This window comes from Luteimonas qiangzhengi (assembly GCF_039548515.1).
Lineage (GTDB): Bacteria > Pseudomonadota > Gammaproteobacteria > Xanthomonadales > Xanthomonadaceae > Luteimonas.
The window spans coordinates 104,353-126,491 of the sequence record NZ_JBCLVE010000015.1; the positions used below are offsets into that span (position 1 = coordinate 104,353).

Annotated in this window: 20 protein-coding genes and 1 pseudogene; 12 read left to right on the forward strand and 9 right to left on the reverse strand. The window is 67.8% G+C overall.

Annotated features, from left to right (window positions below; translation table 11 throughout):
- Window position 1 precedes the first annotated feature (1 nt).
- Both WCE59_RS12325 and dsbD read right to left on the reverse strand, forming a co-directional pair.
- Window positions 2-835, reverse strand: coding sequence for a prolipoprotein diacylglyceryl transferase family protein (locus tag WCE59_RS12325; RefSeq protein WP_343259076.1), 834 nt, complete (start codon window positions 833-835; stop codon window positions 2-4).
- Window positions 832-2,661 carry a protein-disulfide reductase DsbD gene (gene dsbD, locus WCE59_RS12330; RefSeq protein ID WP_343259077.1) on the reverse strand — a complete coding sequence of 610 codons (1,830 nt, stop codon included), beginning with the start codon at window positions 2,659-2,661 and terminating at the stop codon, window positions 832-834. Before dsbD ends, WCE59_RS12325 begins: the two co-directional genes overlap by 4 nt.
- A gap of 108 nt (window positions 2,662-2,769) precedes the next feature.
- On the opposite strand from dsbD, the gene WCE59_RS12335 reads away from it, so the two are divergent.
- Together WCE59_RS12335 and WCE59_RS12340 are read left to right on the forward strand one after the other, a co-directional pair.
- Window positions 2,770-3,435, forward strand: a complete 666-nt coding sequence (locus WCE59_RS12335) for a response regulator (protein WP_343259078.1) — start codon at window positions 2,770-2,772, stop codon at window positions 3,433-3,435.
- Complete coding sequence (locus WCE59_RS12340; protein WP_343259079.1) at window positions 3,432-4,772, forward strand: ATP-binding protein; 1,341 nt, start codon at window positions 3,432-3,434, stop codon at window positions 4,770-4,772. The genes WCE59_RS12335 and WCE59_RS12340 overlap by 4 nt, the downstream gene beginning before the upstream one ends.
- Window positions 4,773-4,805: 33 nt before the next feature.
- Here the strand turns inward: WCE59_RS12340 and WCE59_RS12345 are convergent, their stop codons facing one another.
- The 6 genes from WCE59_RS12345 to WCE59_RS12370 form a co-directional block, all read right to left on the reverse strand.
- Complete coding sequence (locus WCE59_RS12345; RefSeq protein ID WP_343259080.1) at window positions 4,806-5,831, reverse strand: porin; 1,026 nt, start codon at window positions 5,829-5,831, stop codon at window positions 4,806-4,808.
- A gap of 67 nt (window positions 5,832-5,898) precedes the next feature.
- Window positions 5,899-9,081: a tetrathionate reductase subunit A gene (locus tag WCE59_RS12350; RefSeq protein WP_343259081.1), complete on the reverse strand. Its 3,183-nt coding sequence runs from the start codon at window positions 9,079-9,081 to the stop codon at window positions 5,899-5,901.
- Window positions 9,074-10,171: an NrfD/PsrC family molybdoenzyme membrane anchor subunit gene (gene nrfD, locus WCE59_RS12355; RefSeq protein ID WP_343259082.1), complete on the reverse strand. Its 1,098-nt coding sequence runs from the start codon at window positions 10,169-10,171 to the stop codon at window positions 9,074-9,076. The genes WCE59_RS12350 and nrfD overlap by 8 nt, the downstream gene beginning before the upstream one ends.
- A gap of 12 nt (window positions 10,172-10,183) precedes the next feature.
- Complete coding sequence (gene dsrO / locus WCE59_RS12360; protein WP_343259083.1) at window positions 10,184-10,948, reverse strand: sulfate reduction electron transfer complex DsrMKJOP subunit DsrO; 765 nt, start codon at window positions 10,946-10,948, stop codon at window positions 10,184-10,186.
- 177 nt (window positions 10,949-11,125) lie between these two features.
- Window positions 11,126-11,479 carry a carboxymuconolactone decarboxylase family protein gene (locus WCE59_RS12365; protein WP_343259084.1) on the reverse strand — a complete coding sequence of 118 codons (354 nt, stop codon included), beginning with the start codon at window positions 11,477-11,479 and terminating at the stop codon, window positions 11,126-11,128.
- Between the two features lie 12 nt (window positions 11,480-11,491).
- The gene (locus tag WCE59_RS12370) at window positions 11,492-11,806 is read right to left on the reverse strand and encodes an ArsR/SmtB family transcription factor (RefSeq protein WP_343259085.1); all 315 of its coding nucleotides are present in this window, start codon (window positions 11,804-11,806) and stop codon (window positions 11,492-11,494) included.
- A 185-nt stretch (window positions 11,807-11,991) separates the two neighbouring features.
- Here WCE59_RS12370 and WCE59_RS12375 point away from each other — a divergent pair, with 185 nt between their 5' ends.
- The 9 genes from WCE59_RS12375 (at window position 11,992) to WCE59_RS12415 (ending at window position 21,249) form a co-directional block, all read left to right on the forward strand.
- Window positions 11,992-12,195, forward strand: coding sequence for a YgaP family membrane protein (locus WCE59_RS12375; protein WP_343259086.1), 204 nt, complete (start codon window positions 11,992-11,994; stop codon window positions 12,193-12,195).
- Between the two features lie 10 nt (window positions 12,196-12,205).
- Window positions 12,206-13,300 (forward strand): efflux RND transporter periplasmic adaptor subunit, encoded by a 1,095-nt coding sequence (locus WCE59_RS12380; protein ID WP_343259087.1) that lies wholly within the window; start codon window positions 12,206-12,208, stop codon window positions 13,298-13,300.
- 1 nt (window position 13,301) lies between these two features.
- Window positions 13,302-16,622, forward strand: a complete 3,321-nt coding sequence (locus WCE59_RS12385) for an efflux RND transporter permease subunit (protein WP_343259088.1) — start codon at window positions 13,302-13,304, stop codon at window positions 16,620-16,622.
- Window positions 16,619-17,746 (forward strand): NAD(P)/FAD-dependent oxidoreductase, encoded by a 1,128-nt coding sequence (locus WCE59_RS12390; RefSeq protein ID WP_343259089.1) that lies wholly within the window; start codon window positions 16,619-16,621, stop codon window positions 17,744-17,746. The genes WCE59_RS12385 and WCE59_RS12390 overlap by 4 nt, the downstream gene beginning before the upstream one ends.
- A gap of 4 nt (window positions 17,747-17,750) precedes the next feature.
- Complete coding sequence (locus WCE59_RS12395) at window positions 17,751-18,593, forward strand: TlpA disulfide reductase family protein (RefSeq protein WP_343259090.1); 843 nt, start codon at window positions 17,751-17,753, stop codon at window positions 18,591-18,593.
- Between the two features lie 77 nt (window positions 18,594-18,670).
- Complete coding sequence (locus WCE59_RS12400; protein WP_343259091.1) at window positions 18,671-18,892, forward strand: AbrB/MazE/SpoVT family DNA-binding domain-containing protein; 222 nt, start codon at window positions 18,671-18,673, stop codon at window positions 18,890-18,892.
- 9 nt (window positions 18,893-18,901) lie between these two features.
- Window positions 18,902-19,336: a type II toxin-antitoxin system death-on-curing family toxin gene (locus WCE59_RS12405; RefSeq protein WP_343259092.1), complete on the forward strand. Its 435-nt coding sequence runs from the start codon at window positions 18,902-18,904 to the stop codon at window positions 19,334-19,336.
- A gap of 52 nt (window positions 19,337-19,388) precedes the next feature.
- Window positions 19,389-19,922 carry a hypothetical protein gene (locus WCE59_RS12410; RefSeq protein WP_343259093.1) on the forward strand — a complete coding sequence of 178 codons (534 nt, stop codon included), beginning with the start codon at window positions 19,389-19,391 and terminating at the stop codon, window positions 19,920-19,922.
- Between the two features lie 151 nt (window positions 19,923-20,073).
- On the forward strand, window positions 20,074-21,249 hold the full coding sequence (locus WCE59_RS12415; RefSeq protein WP_343259094.1) for a porin: 1,176 nt from the start codon (window positions 20,074-20,076) through the stop codon (window positions 21,247-21,249).
- 48 nt (window positions 21,250-21,297) lie between these two features.
- Here the strand turns inward: WCE59_RS12415 and WCE59_RS12420 are convergent, their stop codons facing one another.
- Window positions 21,298-21,840, reverse strand: coding sequence for a DUF924 family protein (locus WCE59_RS12420; protein ID WP_343259095.1), 543 nt, complete (start codon window positions 21,838-21,840; stop codon window positions 21,298-21,300).
- Between the two features lie 226 nt (window positions 21,841-22,066).
- Here WCE59_RS12420 and WCE59_RS12425 point away from each other — a divergent pair.
- Window positions 22,067-22,139: pseudogene (locus tag WCE59_RS12425) on the forward strand (DUF1153 domain-containing protein); the annotation flags it as partial.

The window sequence follows — 22,139 nt, forward strand, 5'->3', positions numbered from 1 at the left end:
GTCACTCCAGGGAATCGGAAAGGGGATGCGCACCAAACCGGCGGCGCAGGGTATGGGCCAGGCTGGCGCCGGTGAGCTCACCCAGGTGGGTTTCCGCCAGGCTGCCGTCGGCTGCGAAATACAGGGTGGTGGGCAGGGCCCGGGCCCCGGTTTCGGCCATGGTCCGCGAATGCGGATCGCGCAGGATGTCGCTCAGTTGCAGGCCTTCATCAATCAGGAATTGCTCGATCGTCGCCGCGTCTTCACCCTGGTTGACCAGCACGAAACTCACGTCCGGGTAGGCGGACTGTGCGCGCTCGAGCACCGGCATCTCGCGCCGGCACGGCGGGCACCAGGTGGCCCACATGTTCACTACCACCGGACGCCCGGCGTAATCGCCCAGACTCACGGGGCTGCCATCCAGCGCGGTCAGGGCGATATCGGGCAGCGGAGCCGCGCTTTGCTGCATCCACCACAGCGCGCCGCCGGCCGCGGTCCACGTCAGGACGCCGGCGGCGATGCCGATCAGCACCGGCCGGCGCAGGATCGCGATGGTCCGGGTGCGCAAGGCCACGAAGCCGATGCCGGCGGCCAGGCCCGCCCACCAGACGAAGCCGCCGTCGCCGATCTGGATGATCGCCAGCGGCGCGGCAGCGTACTCGCGCCACCAGACAAGGACGTAGGCCAGGCGTGCCACCAGCAGGCCGATGAAGAACGCATCGGTGACCAGTGCACCGGCGAGTTTGAACGGTGCGTCCGATCTGCGCCGGACCAGCCAGCGTGCAACGCCCCAGGCCACCAGCGCGGCCAGCGCCACCACCACCGCCCGGATCGGGAACGGGCCCACTGCCATCATGGCGCACCCACCGCATCAAGCCGGGCGAGGAAATCCCGGGTGTTGATCTCGCCGACGGTGCGCTGCGCGCGCCGTTCTTCGCCGTCGGGTCCAACCAGGATCAGAGAGGGCGGCCCGGGCACCTGCCAATGGCGCTGCAGCTCCCGGTCGATGGCGTCGTTGGCGGTAACATCCGGGCGCAGCACCTGCATTCGGGCCAGTCGCTCCGACACCGCCGGATCGCCGAACACGTTGCGTTCGATCACATGGCAGCTCACGCACCAGTCGGCGTAGAAGTCGATCAGCGTCCACTCCCCGCGCGCCCCGGCCTCGGCGATGCGCGCATCCACGTCCTCGATTGATTTGGCCGCGACGTAGTCGGGCTTGAGCGACGCCTTCCCCGCCGCGACCGCAGTACCGAACCGCTCCAGCGGGCGCAGCGTTGAATCACCACCGGCAGCGGCGCCCACCAGCATCAGAGTCGACCACAGGCCGGCGAACACCGCCGCAAAGCGCAGCGGCCAGCCGCTGCGGCCCCCTTCCGGCTGGACATTGGCCCAGCCGAACAGGCCCACCGCGATGGCCAGCACCCAGGCGCCCCACAGCATCAGTCCGACCGGTCCCGGCACGAACCGGTCCAGCATGTAGATGGCCATGGCCACCATGACGTAGCCGAACACCATGCGCACGCGCTCCATCCACGCGCCCGGCCTGGGCAGCACGCGCGCACCAAACACGGCGATCAACACCAGCGGCAGGCCCATGCCCAGTCCGAGCGCGAACAGCGCCACGCCGCCGGTGAATGCGCTGCCGGTCTGGCCGATGTACAGCAGCGCGCCGGCCAGCGGCGCCGTCATGCATGGCCCGACCAGCAGCGCCGACAGCAAACCCAACGCAGCCGCCCCGGCCATGCTGCCGCCCTGACGGCCGCGGGTGGCGCTGTCGATGCGATTGGCCAGCGCGGCGGGAAGCCGCAGCTCGAACGCGCCGAACAGCGAGGCCGCCAGCACCAGGAACAGGGCGGCGAACGACCCCAGCAGCCACGGCGATTGCAGGGCTGCCTGCAGGTTGGCGCCGGCCAATCCGGCCACCACCCCGACCGCCGCATAGGTGGCCGCCATCGTCAGTACGTAGGCCGCTGACAGCATCACCGCCCGCCGCGGGGCGGCGCCGCTGCCGACGATCAGCCCGGACACGATCGGCACCATCGGCAGCACGCACGGCGTGAATGACAGCAACAGTCCGAAGCCCAGGAACACCAGCGCGCCGGCAACCGGGCCCAGCGAGGCCAGGCGGGCAGCCGCGGCTTGGTCCTCCGCAAGCGCCGTTGATGCGCCGTCGCCGGCCGAACCAGGCGTCGCGCCGACCGCACCGGCCGCAGCACCGGCTTCGGGCGCATCGGGCAGCTCAACGGTCAGCGTCTGCGGCGGATAGCAGATGCCGGCCTCGGCACAGCCCTGCCAATGCAGGGTCAGCGGGCCGGGGGTTTGCACCGGCACACCCAGGGTCATGCCCGGCGGCAGGTACACCTCGGTATCGCCGAAGAATTCGTCATGGCGCGGCGTGCCGTCGGGCAGGTCAAGCTCGACCGGCTGCCCACCCGCGTCCTCGGCCTGCAGGGCATGCCGATAGACGTAATAGTCGTCCGCAATCGCCGCCTCGATCCGCCACGCATCGCCCTCGCGTACCGCAGGCGCCGGAATGAAGACCTCCTCGGCGTAGAGGAATTCCGGATCGGACTGGGTTCCGCCCCAGCTCGGGAACAGGGAAGTGGCGGATGCAGTGCCGGACAGGGTGAACAGCACGAACAACAACAGCGCGACGAATGCTTGGCGGTACGATGGCAAATCCGGCCTCCGGCCTGCGTGGACCCTGCGCACCTTGCCCGCGGCGGCTTAAGTCAGACTTAAGCTGGTCGTGGTGGCATGGTCGGAATGGAACCCGAGGAGGCTCTAATGCGCGTGCTGGTGGTGGAAGACGATGACCTGATTGCCAGCGGCGTGGTGGCCGGCCTGCATGCGCACGGCTTTCAGGCCGAGCGGGTGCCTGACGCCGCCTCAGCCGAAATGGCCTGCGCCGGCGAGCGCTACGACGCACTGGTACTCGACCTGGGCCTGCCCGACCGCGACGGCATGACGCTGCTGGCCGACATGCGCAAACACGACCATGCCCTGCCGGTGGTGATCCTTACCGCCCGCGACGGTATCGAACACCGCCTGGACGGCCTGCATGCGGGCGCTGACGACTACCTGGTCAAGCCGTTCGACCTGCGCGAGCTGGCCGCGCGCCTGCACGCGGTGATACGGCGGGCCCGCGGCCGCGCGACCCAGGCCATCCAGGCCGGCCCCCTGCGGCTGGAACCGGAAAGCGGCCAGGCCTGGCTGGCGGGCGCGCCGGTGACCCTGTCGCGCCGGGAGCTCGATCTGCTGGCCCACCTTGCCGACGCACGCGGGCGCTGGCTGGCGCCCGAGGTCCTGCATGAAAAGCTTTACGGACTGGACGTGGAGATCGGCAGCAACGCACTCAACGTGCATATCCACAACGTTCGCCGGAAACTCGGGCCTGAAGCCGTCGAGACCGGGCGCGGCCTCGGCTACCGCCTTGGGTGGAGGCCTGAATGAGCCTGCGTCTGCGCGCGGTGCTGATCGCCGGGCTGGCGTTGACGCTTCTGTGGGGCGTGGCCGCCGCCTGGATGTTGCGCGACGTGGGCAACCAGCTCGACGAGACCCTGGACCAGCGCCTTGCGATGTCGGCACGGATGGTATCGGGGCTGATGCAACGGGCCACCCTGATGCCCACCGAGCCCCAAAGCCTGCTGGAAACGATCACCGTGGGTGGCGGACAGGGCATCGCATGTCAGATCCGGACGCAGCGCGGCGAAATCGTAGCCACCACCAGAGGCGCACCCGTGGAAGCGCTGAATACTGCGACCTCGGGGTTTTCCGACCGCCTGGTCAACGACGAAACCTGGCGCACCTATACGCTCCGCTTCGGCGATCACTACATCACCACCGCCGACCGGCTTGATGAACGTAACACGCTGGTGCGCGAGATCCTGCTGACCGCGGGGGTGCCATTCCTGGTGGCCCTGCTGGGCGGCCTGATGGCGCTGTGGATCGGTATTTCACGCGGTCTCAAACCGCTGGACTCACTGCGCCGCACGCTGGAGGCTCGCGCCGCCGACTCAACCGACCCGGTGGATGATGTGGGCACGCCGACGGAGCTGCGACCGGTCATGGCCGCGCTCAACGGCCTGCTCGCACGCCTGGCTGCGGCGCTGGGTCAACAACGCGCATTCACCGACGCCGCCGCCCATGAGCTGCGCACGCCCTTGACCGTCGTGGACACGCACCTGCAGCTCGCGCGGATGACGCCGGTTGCGGATCCGGGATCGCTGCGCAGCGCGAGCGAGGGCGTGCGCCGCCTGCGCCACACCCTGGACCAGCTGATGAGCCTGACCCGCGCCGAGGGACCGGGCGGATCGGACAATGCCTGCGAATCGATCCTCGGTGTGCTTGGCGACGTCATTGGCAGGCTGCCGACGGATGCGCGGGACAGGGTGAAGCTGCAGGTATCCGGCACGGATACCGGCACCACGATGCCCTACTCGATGCTGTCTACGGCGGTGCGCAACGTGCTCGATAACGCCCTGCGTTACGCAGGACCCGACGCACCCGTGGAACTGTCGGTGCAGTTCGATCGGATGCGGCAGCGGGCCTCGATTGAAGTGGCCGACCGCGGGCCCGGAATGAGCGAAGAAGAACTGGCCCAGGCCGGACAGCGGTTTTGGCGCGGGGGGCGCGGCAGGTCGAGCGGCGACGGCGCCGGACTGGGGCTGTCCATCGTCGACGCGATCATGCGTCGCCATGGCGGCGCCGTCACCTTGCAGGCGGGGGATCCTGGCGGGCTCCGGGTAGTGCTGGACCTGCCAATCACGGGGCAGGAGCAAGCCGGCTGACCCACCCCCGGATCCCCATGCTGGCGACCGCAATCAGAACGCCACGTGCGACCAGATGCCGAATTCGCGGTTGATCTGGCGGCTGGCCGCGGTCTCGATGTCGATGTGCTTGTAGGCCGCTGACAGGCGCAGCTTGTTGCTGTGGCGCCATTCCAGCGCGGCGCTGTAGTAATCGCGCTCGTTCTGTTCGGCGATCCGGCGGCTGCCCTTGGACGTGTCATGGCGCACGTACACTGAATAGTTCGGGTTGAACCGATACGAGCCCCACAGCGAGGTACCGTTGGCCGCGTCGGGGGCAACCTGGTTCACCCGGTTCCAGTTGCTGCCGTAGAAGTACTCGGCGCCCAGCCGCCACGGACCCGATACGTAAGTGACCGCACCGTTCCAGCGCTCGGCGGTGTGCCTGTGCGGGCGGTCGCCCTTGTCCATGGCCCGGGTGCCGCGATAGCCGCCCAGGTGAAGCTGCAGGCCATCGACCACCTCCCAGCTCACCCGCGCCTGGTAATCGGGGCTGTCGCCGGTGCGCGGCTTCTGGAAGCCCGCGCCGGTAACGGCAGCCACCGTCCACGAGACCGGCCCGGCGTTACCCAGCAGGTGCACGCCCCAGTCGGCAGGCGTGCCCTGGCCGTTCATCGGGATCATGCCGGGATCCAGATAGCGGTAGCCGTTGATCTGGGCCAGCGGCAGGATCCAGGTGTCCGGGGCATTGCCCAGGCGCAGGCGCAGGTTGTCGCCGAACTTGCGCTGCACGTAGGCATGGCGGAACAGCAGGTCGGTCGGATCCTGGTAGCGCTGCCACTGGAAATCGGTGGTCACGTGCATCGACCAGTTCTGGTTGAACTGATGGTCGACGTTGATCCAGAACCGCTTGAGGTCAACGTTGAGATTGTCTCCGCCCAGCTCGCGGTCCTGGTGGCTGGCGTTGACGAAGATCAGGCCGGAGATGCTGGTCTTGCCGGCTTCGGCGTCGTTGGCCAGCGCCGCGCCGACCGGCGCAAGTAGCCCGAGCAGGATGGCGGAGCATGCGGCGGCCAGCGCCTTGGTGCGCTTGTGTTTCATGGGGATGTCCTTTGGTTTTGCTTGAAATGGGGAGGTAGGCGCCAGGCGCGCCTGCCCTGTTGCGATGTCACACCTTGCTGACCCGTACCGGCAGGCCCTGGCGCACGACCGCGCCGGAAACCCAGTCGATCCACACGTTGTCCTTTCCGGGACGGGTGGGATCGGCGAAGCCCAGGTTGTTGAGGTTCACGCCCTGGCCGTGCTGCGGGTTGGCATGCGTGGGCTTGCCATCCACCAGGTGCGATACGGTGCCCAGCTGTTTGTGGCCGTAGCCGTGCTCTATCGCCACGGCGCCGCGGGCGATGCCGCCACGCACCAGCGCCACGCCCTGCAGGCTGCCACCGGGCGTGCTCACTTCCACCTGGTCGCCGTTGACGATACCCAGCTCAGCGGCGTCATCGCGGTTGATGCTGATCGGATTGTGCGGATGCACCTGGCGCAGGCGCGAGGCGGCAATCGACATTGAACTCATCAGGTTGGACTTGTACGAGGTCATGTGCAGCGGCCACTGCTGCTCGTCGAACTGCTCGCGCATGGGCGTGCCGTCGGCCAGGCGGGTGGGATACCAGGTGGGACAGCCGCTGTAGCGCTCGCCGTTCATCGAGTGGCGCATCGCCGCCAGGCCCTCGTTCCAGATCGTGACCGGGGCGGAGGGCTTGATCTTCAGGTGCTCTCCGTCCCAGGCATCCTCGACCCGGTCGAAGCGCCCGCCCCGGCTCATCACCATGGCCACGCGACGGACCTCTTCGGGCTTCACCCGCTTTTCCACTTCCGGCATCCAGCGGGTCAGGCCAGTGATCTCGATGTCGTCGTCGCTGGCCTCGGGCACGGGTGCGCCTGCCTGGTAGGCGATGTTGCACACCGCGCGCAGGTAAAAATCCTCGGCCGACTCCAGGTCCAACGGCTCGCCGTCACGGGTACTCATGGCGTTCTTGCCGAAGCCGGGCAGGCCCAACTCGCGCGCCATAGCGAAGATGAAGCTCTCAAAGCTCACTGGCTTGTCGTCGGCCGTGCGCACGGTAGCGGCATCCACCGCCGGCCAGCGCACGGTGCTGCTGCGCGCCACCACGTCCGCCCACGGCGCGCCGATGCCCCAGCTTTCATAGGTGACGGTGTCGGGCACGATGTAGTCGGCCAGGGCGGAGGTTTCGTTGATGAAAGGATCCACCGAGACGAACAGCGGCAGCCGCTTTGGATCCTTGAGCTTGTCCGCCAGCGCGTTCTCGAACCCGCACATGGAATAGATCGGGTTGCTCATGTGGTTGATCCACGCCTTGACCGGATACGGATAGCCGGCCAGCCCGGAAGCAAGCATCTCGCTGGAGATGCCGCCGACGGCGGGATACCACGGTGCCTGTGCGGGGTACGGGTTCTGCCCGGCCTCCTGCTTGCGCTTGAACTCGCTGGTGCGCTCGTACGGGAAACGGTTGCGCGACAGGGCCACGCCGCTGGCCTGCACCGCGCCCTCGAAGCGGGCGAAGTTGTAGCGGGGGCCAGGGCCGAACGGGCCGAACGGGCCGGCGTCCATCACCCAGCCGCCCTTGACGTTGAGGTTGCCGACCAGGTTGTTGAGCATCGCGATGGCATAGGCGGTGTAAAAGCCCGAGCCATTCATGGTGCCGCCGTGCGAGTTGGCCACGGCCTTTTTTCCATGGCTGGTAAATTCGTGCGCCAGCGCCTCGATCTCCTTCACCGGCACGCCGCACAGCTCGGAGTATTCGGCCAGGCTCCTGCGATGGGACTCGGCGCGCAGCTTGGCGAATGCGCTGCACACGGCCACCGCAGCCGGAGCTTCGCCGTCGGCGCCTGGCAGGTCGAGTTCGCGCTCGACCAGCAGCTCGGCGGGCGCGGCCTGGGTGTGGGCAACCAGCGAACCATCGGCCGCCTGCACCACGTAGACATCATCGGTCGGGGTGCCGTCATCGGCCGGAGCCGGCACGGGCAGGCCGATGTCGGCGCCGCGCAGGAACTGGCCGTAGCGCGGGTGATCCGGATCGTTGACCAGCAGGTGGGTGGCGTTGCTCCACGCCGCCTCGCCGGCGGCCTGCATGGCGGCCGGGCCTGGCTGGGCGAGGAAGCCGGTGTCGTAGCGTTCGTTGTCGATGATCCAGCGGATCAGGCCCATCGCCAGGGCGAGGTCGGACGCGGGCTTGACCGGCAGCCAGCGGCTGTTGTCGCCCGACGCGTGGTTGGAAGAGGTGGGCAGCATCGGCGAGACGACCACATAGCGGTAGGCGTTCTCCGGCCGCGAACGCGCTTCGGCCAGCTCCCGCCCGGTGCGCTGGAACGGGTTGCCCGACTGCGCCGGCGAGGTACCGATGAACAGCCCGAAGCGGGAGTTTTTCCAGTCCGGCTTGCCATGCGGCATTCCGACCAGATCACCCAGCGCTGCACCCGTGCCCACGCGGTAACTCTGTCCGCAATAGGAGCCGTGGTTGGACACGTTCACGGTGCCGAAGGACTGGCGTGCAAAGCGGTTGATCAGCGGCGTGCGACCCTCGTTGGCCGAGTCGGTCATCAGCAGCTGGTTGGAGCGCGGACCGTACTCCGGATTGTCCGGGTCGATCAGCGTTTCCACATCGCGGATGGCAGCCAGGCCATCCACATGTCCTTCGCCGAACAGGTCGCCGCCTTCGCAGATCTCCTTGACAAGCTGCTCCAGGGAAATGGTCTCCCACTGTCCAGAGCCGCGTGGCCCGACGCGCTTGAGCGGCGCCAGTACGCGGTGCGGTGCCTTCTGATGTTCCATCATGGCCGAGCCGCGCGCGCAGGCGGTGGCGCGGCCTTCCAGGCCGCTGTCGCCGCCGAGCATGGCGTAGACCTCGCGCACCGGCGTTTCCATGGGCGCGGGCCGGGTCGTGGACAGCGGGTGGTACGGGTTGCCGGCAATGCGGATGATCTGGTTGTTTTCCACGTCCACGCGGATACGCACGCCGCACTGGGTCCAGCAGCCCAGGCAACTGGAAGGACTGACCACCTGGCCGGGCTGGGTGCTCAGCGCGCCAGTGACGGGATCGATGCGGAATTCGGGGGTGAGCGACTTGCCACGCAGGGCGTCCTTGGCCACCTCGCCGGAGCTGCCGGTAGCCAGCCCCTGCACACCGCGGGCAACGGTTCCGCCGTAGCCGGCCGCAAAGGCGGTCAGCCCGCCGGCGATCGCGCCGCCGCGCAGCAGGAAGCGGCGGCGATCGTGCCCGGGCGCCTGCTTGTCGTCGTCATCGGAGGGAGGAGGATTGTTCCTGTCAGCCATGGGATGGCTCCTGTAGGCCGTGGGATGAAGTTGCCGGGGCAGCGGCCGAGTGGTCTGGCGCAGCCCCGTCGCCGGGCGGGAACAGCTCCAGCGCCCAGCCCAGTATCGCCACCAGCGCGATGCACAGGCCGGCGATGCCGAGCATGCCCATCAGTCCGTCGCCGCCCAGCGGCATGCTGTAGATGTAAAGGCCGGCGCCGTACTTGGGCACGCTCTGCACCCCCATGAACAGCGCCCAGCGGAAGATCCACGCGGCTGCGGCCAGTGCCAGGCCCAGTGCCAGCGTGTAGCCCTTGTGCTGCAGCAGCCTGCGCCCTGCCAGCAGTGCCACCACCACCGCCACCCCACCGATGGCCGAACCCACCATCGTGGTGCGCCACACGGGGAAGCTGTTGAACAGGTACACGGCTTGGCTGAAGGACGCGCTGCCCACGGTGAGCCCGATTACGGCCCAGGTCAGCGCTGCAACCACCAGCGCTGCGGCCAGCCCCAGGCCTGACAGGCGCAGGAGTTGCAGGCCGTCGGCGCCCGGACGCAGTTCGGCGGGCAGGAAGCGTTCGAGGATGAAGATTGCACCCACGGCCGCCAGCCAGCCCGTCAGGGTCAGGTTGACCGGCACCCAGACCGTGTTCCACAGCGGCCGGGCACGGACCACCATCATTTCCCCGCCGCTGTACACCACCACGCCAAGCGCCGAGAGCACCAGCAGCGGTGCCAGCCAGCGGGCCCAGTTGAGCCTGCGCAGCCACCAGCTCGCACACGTGGCCAGGGACAGGCCCACGAAGGCCGGCATCAGCAGCGAGCCCAGCGACATCCAGGACCACGGAGTGAAGTACGCGTAGAAGTGCCAGAAGCGTGCCGGCTGGTGCAGGTCGGCCAGCAGCGAGAACGGCGCGGCCAAGGCAGTGACAGCCAGGGTGAACAGCACCGCGGGCAGCAGCCTGCGCCGGCGGCTGCCTTCAGGCCCCCACACGCACCACGCGGCCAGCAGCGCCGCGCCGGTGGCCACCCCGGCCAGGAAAAAGTACTGCACCGCCCAGGGCAGCCAGGCGACTTCGTAGGCGGGGGTCAACAGTTCAGTGATATGCATGGCCCGCTCCGGTTACAGGTGATCGGCGACCAGGCGCACGGTGGCCTGGCCATCAACGCCGTCGACGAATTCATCCGGCAAGCCGATGTAGAAGACATGGGGTGCGGTCTGCATGCCCGGCTTGAGCACCTTGATGTCGTCCTTGTTGGCGGCAATGCGGCTGCTGATCTCACTGTCCGGGTCGTTGAGGTCGCCAATGACACGGGCCCCGCCCACGCAGCTTTCCACGCAGGCCGGAAGCAACCCCACCTCAAGCCGGTGCTCGCAGAACGTGCATTTGTCAGCCGTCTGCGTCTCCTTGTTGATGAACCGCGCGTCGTAGGGACAGGCCTGCACGCAATATCCACAGCCGACACAGCGCTCGCTGTCGACCAGCACGATCCCGTCGGTGCGCTGGAAGGTGGCTTGCACCGGACACACCGGCACACAGGGCGGGTTGTCGCAGTGGTTGCACAGCCGCGGCAGGCTGACCATGGCAGGCGCGCTGCCATCGTCCCTGTCGACTTCGTACTGCAGCACCGTGGTGCGGAACTGGCCGACCGGCGGGAGGTTTTCCACCGTGCAGCTCACCGTGCAGGCCTGACAACCGATGCACTTGCGCAGGTCGACCAGCATTCCGAATCGCTTGCCCTCCATGCCTGGACGCCGGCTGGGCTGAAAAAGCCGCTCCCCCGGCAGCGCTGCACTGGCCCCGCTGGACACGCCGAAGGCGGTCGCCATGGCCACCAGTCCCTGCAGGAAGCCGCGCCTGCCGGGGGGATGCTCTGCCGATTTCATCGACCTTTTCTCCACATGCATCTCATTGGCCTGAATCAGTATTCTCAAGGCCATTGTGTGTATCCCGGGAGCCCCCGCGTTGATTCAAATCAACGGCCCCGGAGCGGCAAAATAGAACCAAAACCCGGGAATTATTTCCCGCTTGGATTAAGTGAGTATTAAGACCCTCAGTCGGGTTTATTTTGTGTCGCTGAATTCCTCGTATGCCGCCAACGCATTGGCCGCGTACATCAGCGACGGCCCTCCACCCATGTAGACGGCCACGCCCAGCATTTCCCGGAACTCCTCCGGGGTGGCGCCCAGGCGCACCAACGCCCGGGCGTGGAAGCCCAGGCAGGCGTCGCAGCGGCTGGCCACGCCGATCGCCATCGCGATCAACTCCTTGGTCTTCTCATCCGGCACGCCCGGCGCCAGCGCGGCTTTGCTCAGCGCGCCAAAGCCCTCCATGACCTGCGCGTTGTGCGTGCGCAGCGGGGCCAGATTCTTCGACACGGCGCGGTTCAGATCGGTATACGAATCAATCGCGGACATTGGAATGGTTCCTCATGATGATGGGTTGGCGGTTCCGCCAGATCCCGGGCGCTCGCAATACGCGGAGTGCAGCGTTGCAATCACCGCGGCCGCCGGGCCGGGGGCCAGTGAGTAATGGATGGTCTGGGCTTCTCGGCGGGTCGCAACCAGACCTTCTTCGCGCAGTACCGCCAGGTGCTGGGACAGCGCAGGCTGGCTGAGATCAAGCCGCTCATTGAGCTCGCCCACCGAGTACTCACCCCCGGCCAGCAGGCACAGCACCTGCAGTCGGCGCTCATTAGCCAGCGCCTTGAGCAGCCGCGTCGCTTCGCCGGAATGCCTCTGCATGGACTGGGGGTCCATGCCTGGCGGGAGCGAATCTTTCTGCATCTGACATTCACCTGGATCTGCAGCCTGTTCCGGGCCTCCGGAGGTGGCTGGGCAAGAGCAACATATCAGTTGACTCTAATATAAGTCAATGCTAATTTATGGATCCGGACACGACGTCCGGCTGACCCCTCCCGGAGACCGCCATGAACCTCGACCGCGCCATCTTTGCCTTCGCCGGCGTCATGATCCTGGCCAGCCTTGCGCTGGCCCACTTCCTCTCGCCGTGGTGGCTGCTGCTGACCGCCTTCGTCGGTCTCAACCTGCTGCAGTCCGCGTTCACGGGCTTCTGTCCGGCGGCCATGGTGTTCCGCAAGCTGGGCGTGCGCAGCGGCTGCGCGTTCAAATAAGGCGCCTGCGATGACCCACGCACCCGCCCATCCGACCCGGCCTGCACGTGCCGCGCGCACGCTGACTCCCCTGCTGCTGGCCACTGCACTGGCGGCCTGCTCGGGTGTGGATGACGCGCGCGAGACGCCCGTGATCAACGGCCTGGACACCCTGGTGGTGCCCGCCAGCGACGCTGCCGGCGGCCGCGCCTGGGACGGCGTGGTCGAGGCGGTGCGCCAGGCCACCCTGACTGCCCAGACCAGCGGCCGCGTGGATGAGGTACTGCGCGATGTCGGCGACCCGGTGGGCGCCGGCGAGGTGCTGGTGCGCCTGAGCGCGGTGGAACAGCGGGCGGGGGTGGAAACCGCCCGTGCCCAGCTACGCGCCGCCGAAGCCGCCGCACAGGAGGCCCAGGGCAACTACCGGCGCTACCAGGAGCTGTCGCAGGCCCAGTACGTGTCCAGGGCCCAGCTTGAACAGATGCAGGCGATGCGCGATTCGGCCACCGCCGCACGCGATGCCGCACGCGCCCAGCTCGACAATGTCGCCCAGCAGGCCGACTACACCGTGGTGCGCGCGCCTTATGCCGGCGTGGTCGCATCGCGCCTGGTGGAGCCGGGCGAAAGCATCGGCAACGGCCAGCCGCTGATGACGGTGTTTGCGCCCGCAGCGCTGCGGATCGAAGTGAGCGTGCCGCAGTCCGACGCCGCGGCTATCCGCGCCGCACCCGCTGCGATGATCCGCTTGAGTGAGGGCGTCAGCGTCGAGGCCGCACGCGTGACGGTATTCCCCGCCGCCGACGCCGCCAGTCATGCGGTGCGGGTACGGCTGGACCTGCCGGAACTTCACGCCGCCCCGGCGCCGGGAACCACCGCCAAGGTCGTCTTCCCGTCGTTGCAGGGCAGCGCATTCGTGCGCGTGCCGGCGACGGCCGTGGCGGTCCGCGGCGAGGTCAATGCCGCCTACGTACTGGCCGACGGCCACCTGGCACTGCGCCAGCTCCGCCTGGGCGCGCATTGGAACGGAGATGTCGAAGTAATCGCCGGCCTGCAACCCGGCGAGACCATCGCCGCCGACCCGGTGGCAGCGCGTCAGGCACTGGTCGCGGCACGCGAGGACAAGTGAGATGACCACGCGACCGGAGCCTCCCCGCTTGGGCATCTCAGGGCGCATCGCCCGCACGTTCCAGGCCAATCCGCTGACCCCGATCCTGGCCCTGCTCGGCCTGCTGCTGGGCGTGGTCGCGGTGATGATCACCCCGCGCGAGGAAGAGCCGCAGATCGACGTGACCATGGCCAACGTGATCGTGCCCTTCCCGGGCGCCAGCGCGCGCCAGGTCGAACAGATGGTCGCCTACCCGCTGGAGCAGGTGCTCTCGGAGATCGAACAGGTCAAGCACGTGTACTCGATCAGCCGCCCCGGCATGGTGGTGGCCACGGTCGAGTTCCAGGTCGGGGTGAAGCGCCAGCCGGCGCTGGTCCGCCTGTACGACAAGGTGTTCTCGCACCAGGACTGGATGCCGCCAGACCTGGGCGTGGGCCAGCCGGTCATCAAGCCCAAGGGCATCGACGACGTGCCGGTGATGGCGCTGACCCTGTGGACCGATGATGCGGACCGCGGCGCGCACGCGCTGGCCGAGGTGGCGCACTCGCTGGAAACCGAGCTCAAGCGCATCCCCGGTACCCGCGACGTGTACACGATCGGCGCACCCGAGCGCGCGGTGATGGTGACGCTGGATCCGGCGCGCCTGGCCAGCCACGGCCTTGCGGTCGAGGACCTGGCCGGTGCGCTGCAGGCGGCCAATCTGGCCCGCCAGGCCGGCGAGCGCGTAGGCACAGACGGCGTGGTGCAGGTCACTTCCGGCCGCTTCCTGGCCGATCGCGACGACGTTGCCAGCCTGGTGCTGGGCGTATCCGGGGGCCAGCCCGTGCGGCTGCAGGACGTGGCCAACGTGCACGACACCACCGATACGCCATCAAGCTACGTCTGGCACGGCGCGCCGGTCGGGCAGGCGGGTCCCGCCGACGGCATGGCACCGGCAGTAACGCTGGCGATCGCCAAGAAGCCCGGCAGCAACGCCTCCGACATCACCCGCACCGTGCTCGACCGGGTCCAGGCCCTGCGCGGCCAGGTCATTCCGGACGGCGTGGAAATCACCGTCACCCGCGACTATGGCCTGACCGCCAGTGACAAGGCCTGGACCCTCATCCAGAAGCTGTTTTTCGCCACCGCCTCGGTGGTGCTGCTGGTGCTGTTCGCGCTGGGCCGGCGCGAGGCGATCGTGATTGGCAGCGCGGTGGTGCTGACCCTGGCCACCACGCTGTTCGCGTCCTGGGCAATGGGCTTCACCCTCAACCGGGTGTCACTGTTCGCGCTGATCTTCGCCATCGGCATCCTGGTCGACGATGCGATCGTGGTGGTGGAGAACATCCACCGGCACATGGCCCGCGGCGGCAAGTCCCTGCGTGAAGCGATCCCGCCGGCGGTGGACGAGGTTGGCGGCCCGACGATCCTGGCCACTTTCACCGTGATCGCGGCGCTGATGCCGATGGCCTTCGTCACCGGGCTGATGGGCCCGTATATGCGGCCGATCCCGGTCAACGCCTCGGTCGGCATGCTGCTGTCCCTGATCATCGCGCTGGTGGTGACGCCGTGGCTTTCGCTGAAGCTGCTGAGGCGCCACGGTGGCGATATCGCGCACGCCGGACCGGAGGATGCGCGGGGCGTCGGGGGCGCAGCCCCGACCTGCGGTCCCGGCAACGCACAGGCCGGCAGCGGTCACGCCGCAGGCAGCATGGCCGCGCGGCTGCATACGCTGTTCGAACGACTGATGACGCCCTTCCTCGACTCGAAACGCGGCGGCCGCAGGCGCGGCCTGCTGTTTGCCTCCATGGCCGGGCTGGTGGTGCTGGCGGCGAGCCTGGCGGTGTTCCAGCTGGTGGTGCTGAAGATGATGCCGTTCGACAACAAGTCCGAGCTGCAGGTGGTGGTGGACCTGCCCGAAGGCCGCACCCTGGAGGACACCGCCGCCCTGCTCACCGAGCTGTCGGTGGTGCTGGCACGGGTACCGGAGGTGCGCGACTGGCAGGCCTACGCCGGCACCGCTGCGCCGATCAACTTCAACGGCCTGGTCCGTCAGTACGACCTGCGCACCGGGGCAAACGTTGGCGACCTGCAGGTGAACCTGGTCGACCGCCGCGAGCGCAGCCGCAAGAGCCATGACATCGCCGTTGCGCTGCGGCCCGCGCTGGCGGAAGTCGGCGTGCGCCACGGCGCCTCGGTGAAAGTGGTCGAAGTGCCGCCCGGCCCGCCGGTGCTCTCGCCGATCGTCGCTGAAGTGTACGGTCCGGACTACGAAGCGCAGCGCCGGGTCGGGCTGGCGCTGGAGCAGCGCTTCCTCGCCACCGATGGCGTCGTTGACGTGGACACCAGCGTGGAAGCCGACGCCGCGCGAGAGGTGCTGGTGATCGACCGCGAGCGCGCCGCGCGCCTGGGTGTGTCGCAATCGGCGATCGCCGACACCATCGCCGCCGGGCTGTCGGGCCATGACGCCACGTACCTGATCGACGACAGATCAAAGTACCCGCGCCCCATCCGCCTGCGCCTGCCGGTCGCCGACCGGGTCAACCTCGACGGCATGCTGTCGCTGCGCGTGCGCGGCGGCGATGACCAACTGATACCGCTGTCCGAGCTGACCAGCATGGAACAGGCCGGCTGGGACGGTGCCATCCACCACAAGGACCTGCTGCCGGTGGTGTACGTGATGGGCGATGAAAGCAGCCGCTTGGACAGCCCGCTGTACGGCATGTTCAACCTGGTGGGACAGGTGGCCGACAACGCCATCGACGGCGAGTGGCTGGCGCAGCACTACATCGCCCAGCCCGCCGACACCGCGGGGTTCTCGATCAAGTGGGACGGCGAGTGGCAGATCACCTATGAAACCTTCCGCGACATGGGCATCGCCTACGCCGCCGGCCTGCTGCTGATCTACCTGCTTGTGGTCGCGTACTTCCGTAACTACGCGCTGCCGCTGGTGATCATGGCGCCTATCCCGCTGACCGTGATCGGAGTGATGCCCGGCCACGCGCTGCTGGGCATGCAGTTCACCGCCACCAGCATGATCGGCATGATCGCGCTGGCCGGGATCATCGTGCGCAACTCGATCCTGCTGGTGGACTTCATCAACCACGAGCTTGCGCGCGGGCGCGCACCGGCACAGGCAGTGATCGACGCCTGCGCGGTCCGCGCCCAACCGATCGCGCTGACCGCGCTGGCGGCCATGGCCGGCGCGTTCTTCATCCTCGACGATCCGATCTTCAACGGCCTGGCGATCTCGCTGATCTTCGGCATCCTGGTCTCCACCGTGCTGACCCTGATCGTCATTCCGCTGCTGTACTTTGCCCTCATCACCCGCAAGGGTCCGGCGCCGCAGGAGGCCTTGCCATGAAGCAGATCGTCATCCTCGGCAGCGGCTTTGCAGCGCTGTCCACCGTGCGCGACCTGCGCAGCCAGGGCGTGCCGAATCCGATCACCGTCGTCTCGCCGCGCTGCGAGCTGGTGTACCTGCCGAGCCTGATCTGGGTTCCTTCTGGCAAACGAACCGGCGACGACCTGCGCATTCCCCTGGCCGACTTCTTCCAGCGCCACGACGCACGCTGGCACCAGGGCAGCGTGCAGCGGGTGCTCGAAGGCGGCCGCCGCGTGGTTACCGACACCGGCACCGTGGAGAACGACTTCCTGGTGATCGCCACCGGCGGGCGCTACCTGCGCAAACTGCCGGGCATCGAGCACGCGACCATCCCCTGCGAGGGCATTGCTGCGGCCGAATCAATCCGTGACCGATTGGCTGAAATGGACGGCGGCACCATCGCCGTGGGCTTTGCGACCAACCCGAATGAGCCGGGCGCGGTGCGCGGCGGGCCGATGTTCGAGTTCCTGTTCGGTATCGACACCCTGCTGCGAAAGCAGGGTCGGCGCGAGCGGTTCCGGCTGGTGTTTTTCAATCCCTCCGAACAGCCCGGAAAGCGGCTCGGCCCGACTGCGGTGAAGAAGATGCTGGCCCGCATGCAGGCGCTGGGAATCGAGACCCACCTTGGCCACAAGCCGCTCGGCTTCACGCCCACACGGGTGGAGACCGAAGGCGGCGGCTTCGACGCCGACCTGATCCTGTTCATGCCGGGCCTCACGGGCCCAGCGTGGCTGGAGGGCAGCAAGCTGCCGCTGTCGGGAGGCGGCTTCATCGCCGCCGAGGCCACCTGCCGGGTGCGCGGCATGGAGCAGGTCTACGTGGCCGGGGACGCCGGCAGCTACCCGGGTCCGGACTGGATGGCCAAGCAGGCCCATCAGGCCGACCTGCAGGCCCGGGCGGTAGCCAGGAACATCGCCGCCGAGTTGCGCGGAGCACCTGCGATGCACGGCTTCAAGGCCGAGCTGGCATGCATCGTCGACACCCTCGACGCCGGCATGCTCGTCTACCGCAGCGGCAAGCGAAACCTCGCCCTGCCGCGCACGCGTGCTTTCCACTGGCTCAAGCAGCGCTTCGAAGCCCGCTACCTGAAGCAGTATCGTTGAGCGCATGAATTCAGTCGGACCGTTCCCCATCAGCGCCGTCATCGTCGCGCTGTCGCTGCTGGCCGGCTGGCTGCTGGTGCGCGCCTGGGCCAGGCGCCTGCCGGAGTCGCCGCACAAGCTTGCCGGCGCGCGGTTCATCGATGCCGCACTGGTTGGTCTGCTGGCGGCACGGCTGGGGTTCGTGATCGGCTGGTGGCCGGAATACGCCGCCGCCCCGATGTCGCTCATTGCCATCGGCGACGGCGGCTTCCTGTGGTGGGTCGGCCTGCCGGTCGCCCTCGCGTTTGCGTGGTGGCGCACCAGTGGTGCACGGCCGTTGCGCAAGCCGGTCCTGGCCGGGATTGCCGCCGGCATGCTGACGTGGCTGGCATTCACCGGCACGCTGACGTTGCTGCATCGCTCGGCGCCGCCGCTGCCGGACCTGACCCTGGCCGCCCTCGACGGCAGCCCGGCCACGCTGCACGCCTACGCCGGCCAGCCGATCGCGCTCAATCTGTGGGCCACCTGGTGCCCGCCGTGCCGGCGCGAAATGCCGGTGCTTGAAGACGCCCAGCAGCGCTATCCGGGCGTGGCCTTCGTGCTGGTCAACCAGGGCGAGGGCGGTGAGGAGATCCAGGCGTTCCTGCAGCAGCAGGGCCTGACCCTGCGGGATGTGTTGCTCGATCCACGCTCCACCGTGATGCGCGACACCGGCTCCCGCGCGCTGCCCACCACCCTGTTTTTCGACGCCGACGGCCGGCTGGTGGACACCCACATGGGCGAGCTCACCCGCGCCAGCCTGGCCAGCACCCTGCGCAGGCGCTTTGGCGTGTCCGGCGACGAAGGCCAGGCACGGACCGCTCAGTAAACGGGCGGCACTTCGCGGTTGCGGGCGGGGAACGGCTGATATAACTTACGTTATAACCTCCGCAGCCGGGACCCGTCATGAAACTCAAGATCACCACCGTCGGCAATTCCGCCGGGATCATCCTGCCCAAGGAACTGCTTGCCCGCCTGCGCCTGCAAAAGGGCGACGAGCTGTTTGCGCTGGAAACGCCGGACGGCATCAAGCTGACCGCGTTCGATCCGGCCCTGGCTGAGCAGATGGAGGTCGCCGAGCGGATCATGCGCGAGGACCGTGCTGTGCTGCGCAAGCTCGCGCAATAGGAGGCGGCCATGATCAGATGGATAGAAAAGCCGTTTGCGCTCGCCATCCACGATCGCCAGCTCAGCGAGCATGGCGGCAGTGCCGGAGTGCGCGATGAATCCCTGCTTGATTCCGCACTCGCCCGGCCGCAACAGCTGTATGCATATGGTCATCCGCCGCCCGATCTCGCCGACCTGGCGGCGAGCCTTGCCTACGGACTGGCCCGCAACCACCCGTTCGTGGACGGCAACAAGCGCACCGCCCATGTCTGCTACCGCGCGTTCCTGGTCCTCAACGGTATGACCGTGGCAGCAACCGATGAGGACAAGTACGTCGCCATGGTCGCCTTGGCCGAAGGCAGTCTGCCCGAAGCCGACTTCGCCGCCTGGCTGCGCGAGCGCATCCAGCGCGATTCGGGCACCGACGTGCACGAGCCAAAAGCGGCATACGCCCGCCCGGCCTGAATGGACGCAGTGATGCGTTCACCCTTCCAACATCACTGGCAGGAGAACGACCATGGACAACCTGTTATTTCGCGGCAGCCTGATCGCGCTGGCGACAGTCGCCCTGGCCGCCTGCACCGCGACCACCAGCGCACCGACGGCCGTCACCGCCGAAGACAGCGCGCCGGCCGACAGCTGGCTGCAGGGCTCAGTCAACGAGCGTCTTGAAACGGTGGCCGACCAGCTGCGCGGATTCGGTATCACCATGCTTGAGGTCGATCATCGTTACGGCGAGCTGTACTTCGCCGGCCAAGACCGCAACTGGGAATACGCGGCCTACCAGATCGAGGAAATCGAGGAGGCGCTCGAAGCCGGCCTGCAGCGGCGCCCGGCACGCGCGCAAAGCGCGGCCATGCTCGACCCGGCGCTGGAAGCTGTGGAAGAAGCAATCAGCGCCCGCGATCCTGCAGCCTTCGAAGAGACCTTCGAGCGACTCACCGCCACCTGCAATGCCTGCCACTTGGCGGAGGACGTCGGCTTCATTCACGTTGCTGCTCCCGGCACCAGGGGCAGCTCGGTTCGGCCGGCACCGACAGGCACCGAATAACTGTCGAACGGCGGGTCAACCCGCGCTACATATCAGCGGGGAGGTTGATCCAGATCAAGATGCACGCCGCGACTCGGGCGCAAAGTCGCCGATATGGTCCGGGGCAATCGGACTTCCCGATGCCCGGTGCCACATCGTCTGGAGGCCCCACATGCAGAGTCGTCCCAACCATCCGGCCACGCGGCGCGTTTCCGCCCCCTGCCAACGCATCGTCGTTGCCATCGCCTTGGCACTGATGGCCGGCGGCGTCCACGCCAACGACAACTGGCAGGTCAGCGGCGACGTGCGCTTGGGCTATGTCGCCTCCGAAACCCGCGCCCGCAGCGGCGCCGAGTCCGATGCCGACAGCCTGCGCGCCCGCGCGCGCCTGCGCCTGCGCGGCGACCTGGGCGGCGGCTGGCACTTCAGCGGCCGGATGGCCGCGCGGCTGGACACCGACCAGGACAACGAGGAGTTCTGGATGCGTACCTACGCACCGGGCCCTGCCGGACTGGAAGACGGCCAGGGCACGATCGACGAGGCGTACCTGGAGTACCGCCCGGCCGAGGCGCCGTGGAGCCTGCGGGTCGGTCGCTTCCAGACAGCGTGGGGCCTGGACGACGTGATGAAGAAGTCGCTCGACCAGAACGACAGCCCCAACTTCGATATCACCTGGACCGACGGCGCCTGGCTGCAGTGGAAGGCCAGCGAGGACTGGACCACGCATCTGGTGGTGCGCCACAACGACCGCCGCGGACCTACCGGCTCCCTGCGCCGGCCGCTTGAATTCAGCGACAGTGATTCGCGCATCGGCGTGCTGGCGGTTGCCGAATCAAAAACCCCGGTGGGCCCGCTGATCCAGCGCGCGGTCACGCTCAACTGGCTGCCGTCGGCCCTGCACCCGTACGGGGTGGCGGATCCGCGCAACGAGGATTATCTCGCCGTGACCGCCAAGGCCACCGCACAGTGGCCGCTGGGGGAAGCCGGAACGAAGCTGCGGCTCGGCGGTGAACTTGGGTACGCCCCCAATACGCCCCGCCGCGAGCCGATGAACTCCGGCACAGGAGACGCCGACTCGCTCTCATGGCAGGCCTCGCTCAACTTCATGGACATCCTGCCCAGCCACAACCTGGGCATCGTCCACGGCCGGGTCGCCGACGGCTGGCTGCTGTCCAGCGACTTCCGGCCCAACGACAAGCTGACCGAAGTGCGCTGGGTCTGGCAGGCCACGGCAGCCTGGCAGCTGGATGCACGGCTGCGGCGTCGCGAAGAGATCGACCTGCCTGTCACCGCCGCAGGCGCGCGCAGGGATGACGATATCTACGTGCGGGCCACCTGGCGCTTCTGAGCGGCCAGCGCCTGCACGCGTTTTAACGGGGTCAGGTGGCGGGCCGGGTCAGCCGGAAAACCCGCCCTCGGCCAGAAATGCTTTTTCCTCGCGGGTGTGCTCACGGCCCAGCACCGGATTGCGATGTGGAAAGCGGCCGAAACGCCGGATGATGTCGCGGTGCCCGCTGACCCGCTGCGCGCGCTCCTCGCTGATCCGCGCGCTCAGGCTGATCGACATCCCCTGGTCGGCCAGGTTTTCGGAATGCGTGAACGGAAAAATAAAGAACACCCGGAAACCCTCCTCCACCTGGTCCAGCCAGCCCCTGCGCTCCGCTTCCCGGGCATACATGCACGCCAATCCATCGGTCGCGTACATGTGCGCGGTGCCGCGGAACGCGTTGCGGGGAAACTGGTCGAGCAGGACCATCAACGCCAGTGCGCCGTCCGGGCTTTCAATCCAGTCGTCGCAGCGGCGCCTGGCGGCGTCCATGTGCAGGTCCAGGAAGCTGTCGCGGAACAGCTGGTCGAAGGCATCGTCTTTGCGCATCCAGCGCCCGTCGGCGACCACCTCGCGCCAGAAGTCGATCAGCGTATCGATGTGCGGATTCATGCCATCCCTTCTCTGGAAACACCTTGGAACATAGCCCATCGGCTTGTGGGCGTCCGGCCTACGGGCCCGCTCTCAACCTGCCAATTTCTGCCAACGCTCACTTCCGTTCCGTTGCGGAAACCCGTCCTCGGAAACATCCACGCAAACCACGTGCAACCAGACATCAGTGCCTGTGTAATGACCCAGTGATTTCCTGCTCAGGTGTTATTTTTCAAAGGAGACACCTATGAGCTTGATGATGGAAGAGGAAATCAAACGTTGGACGGCGCGACGCAAGTCGGCGCTGGTGCTGGAGATCA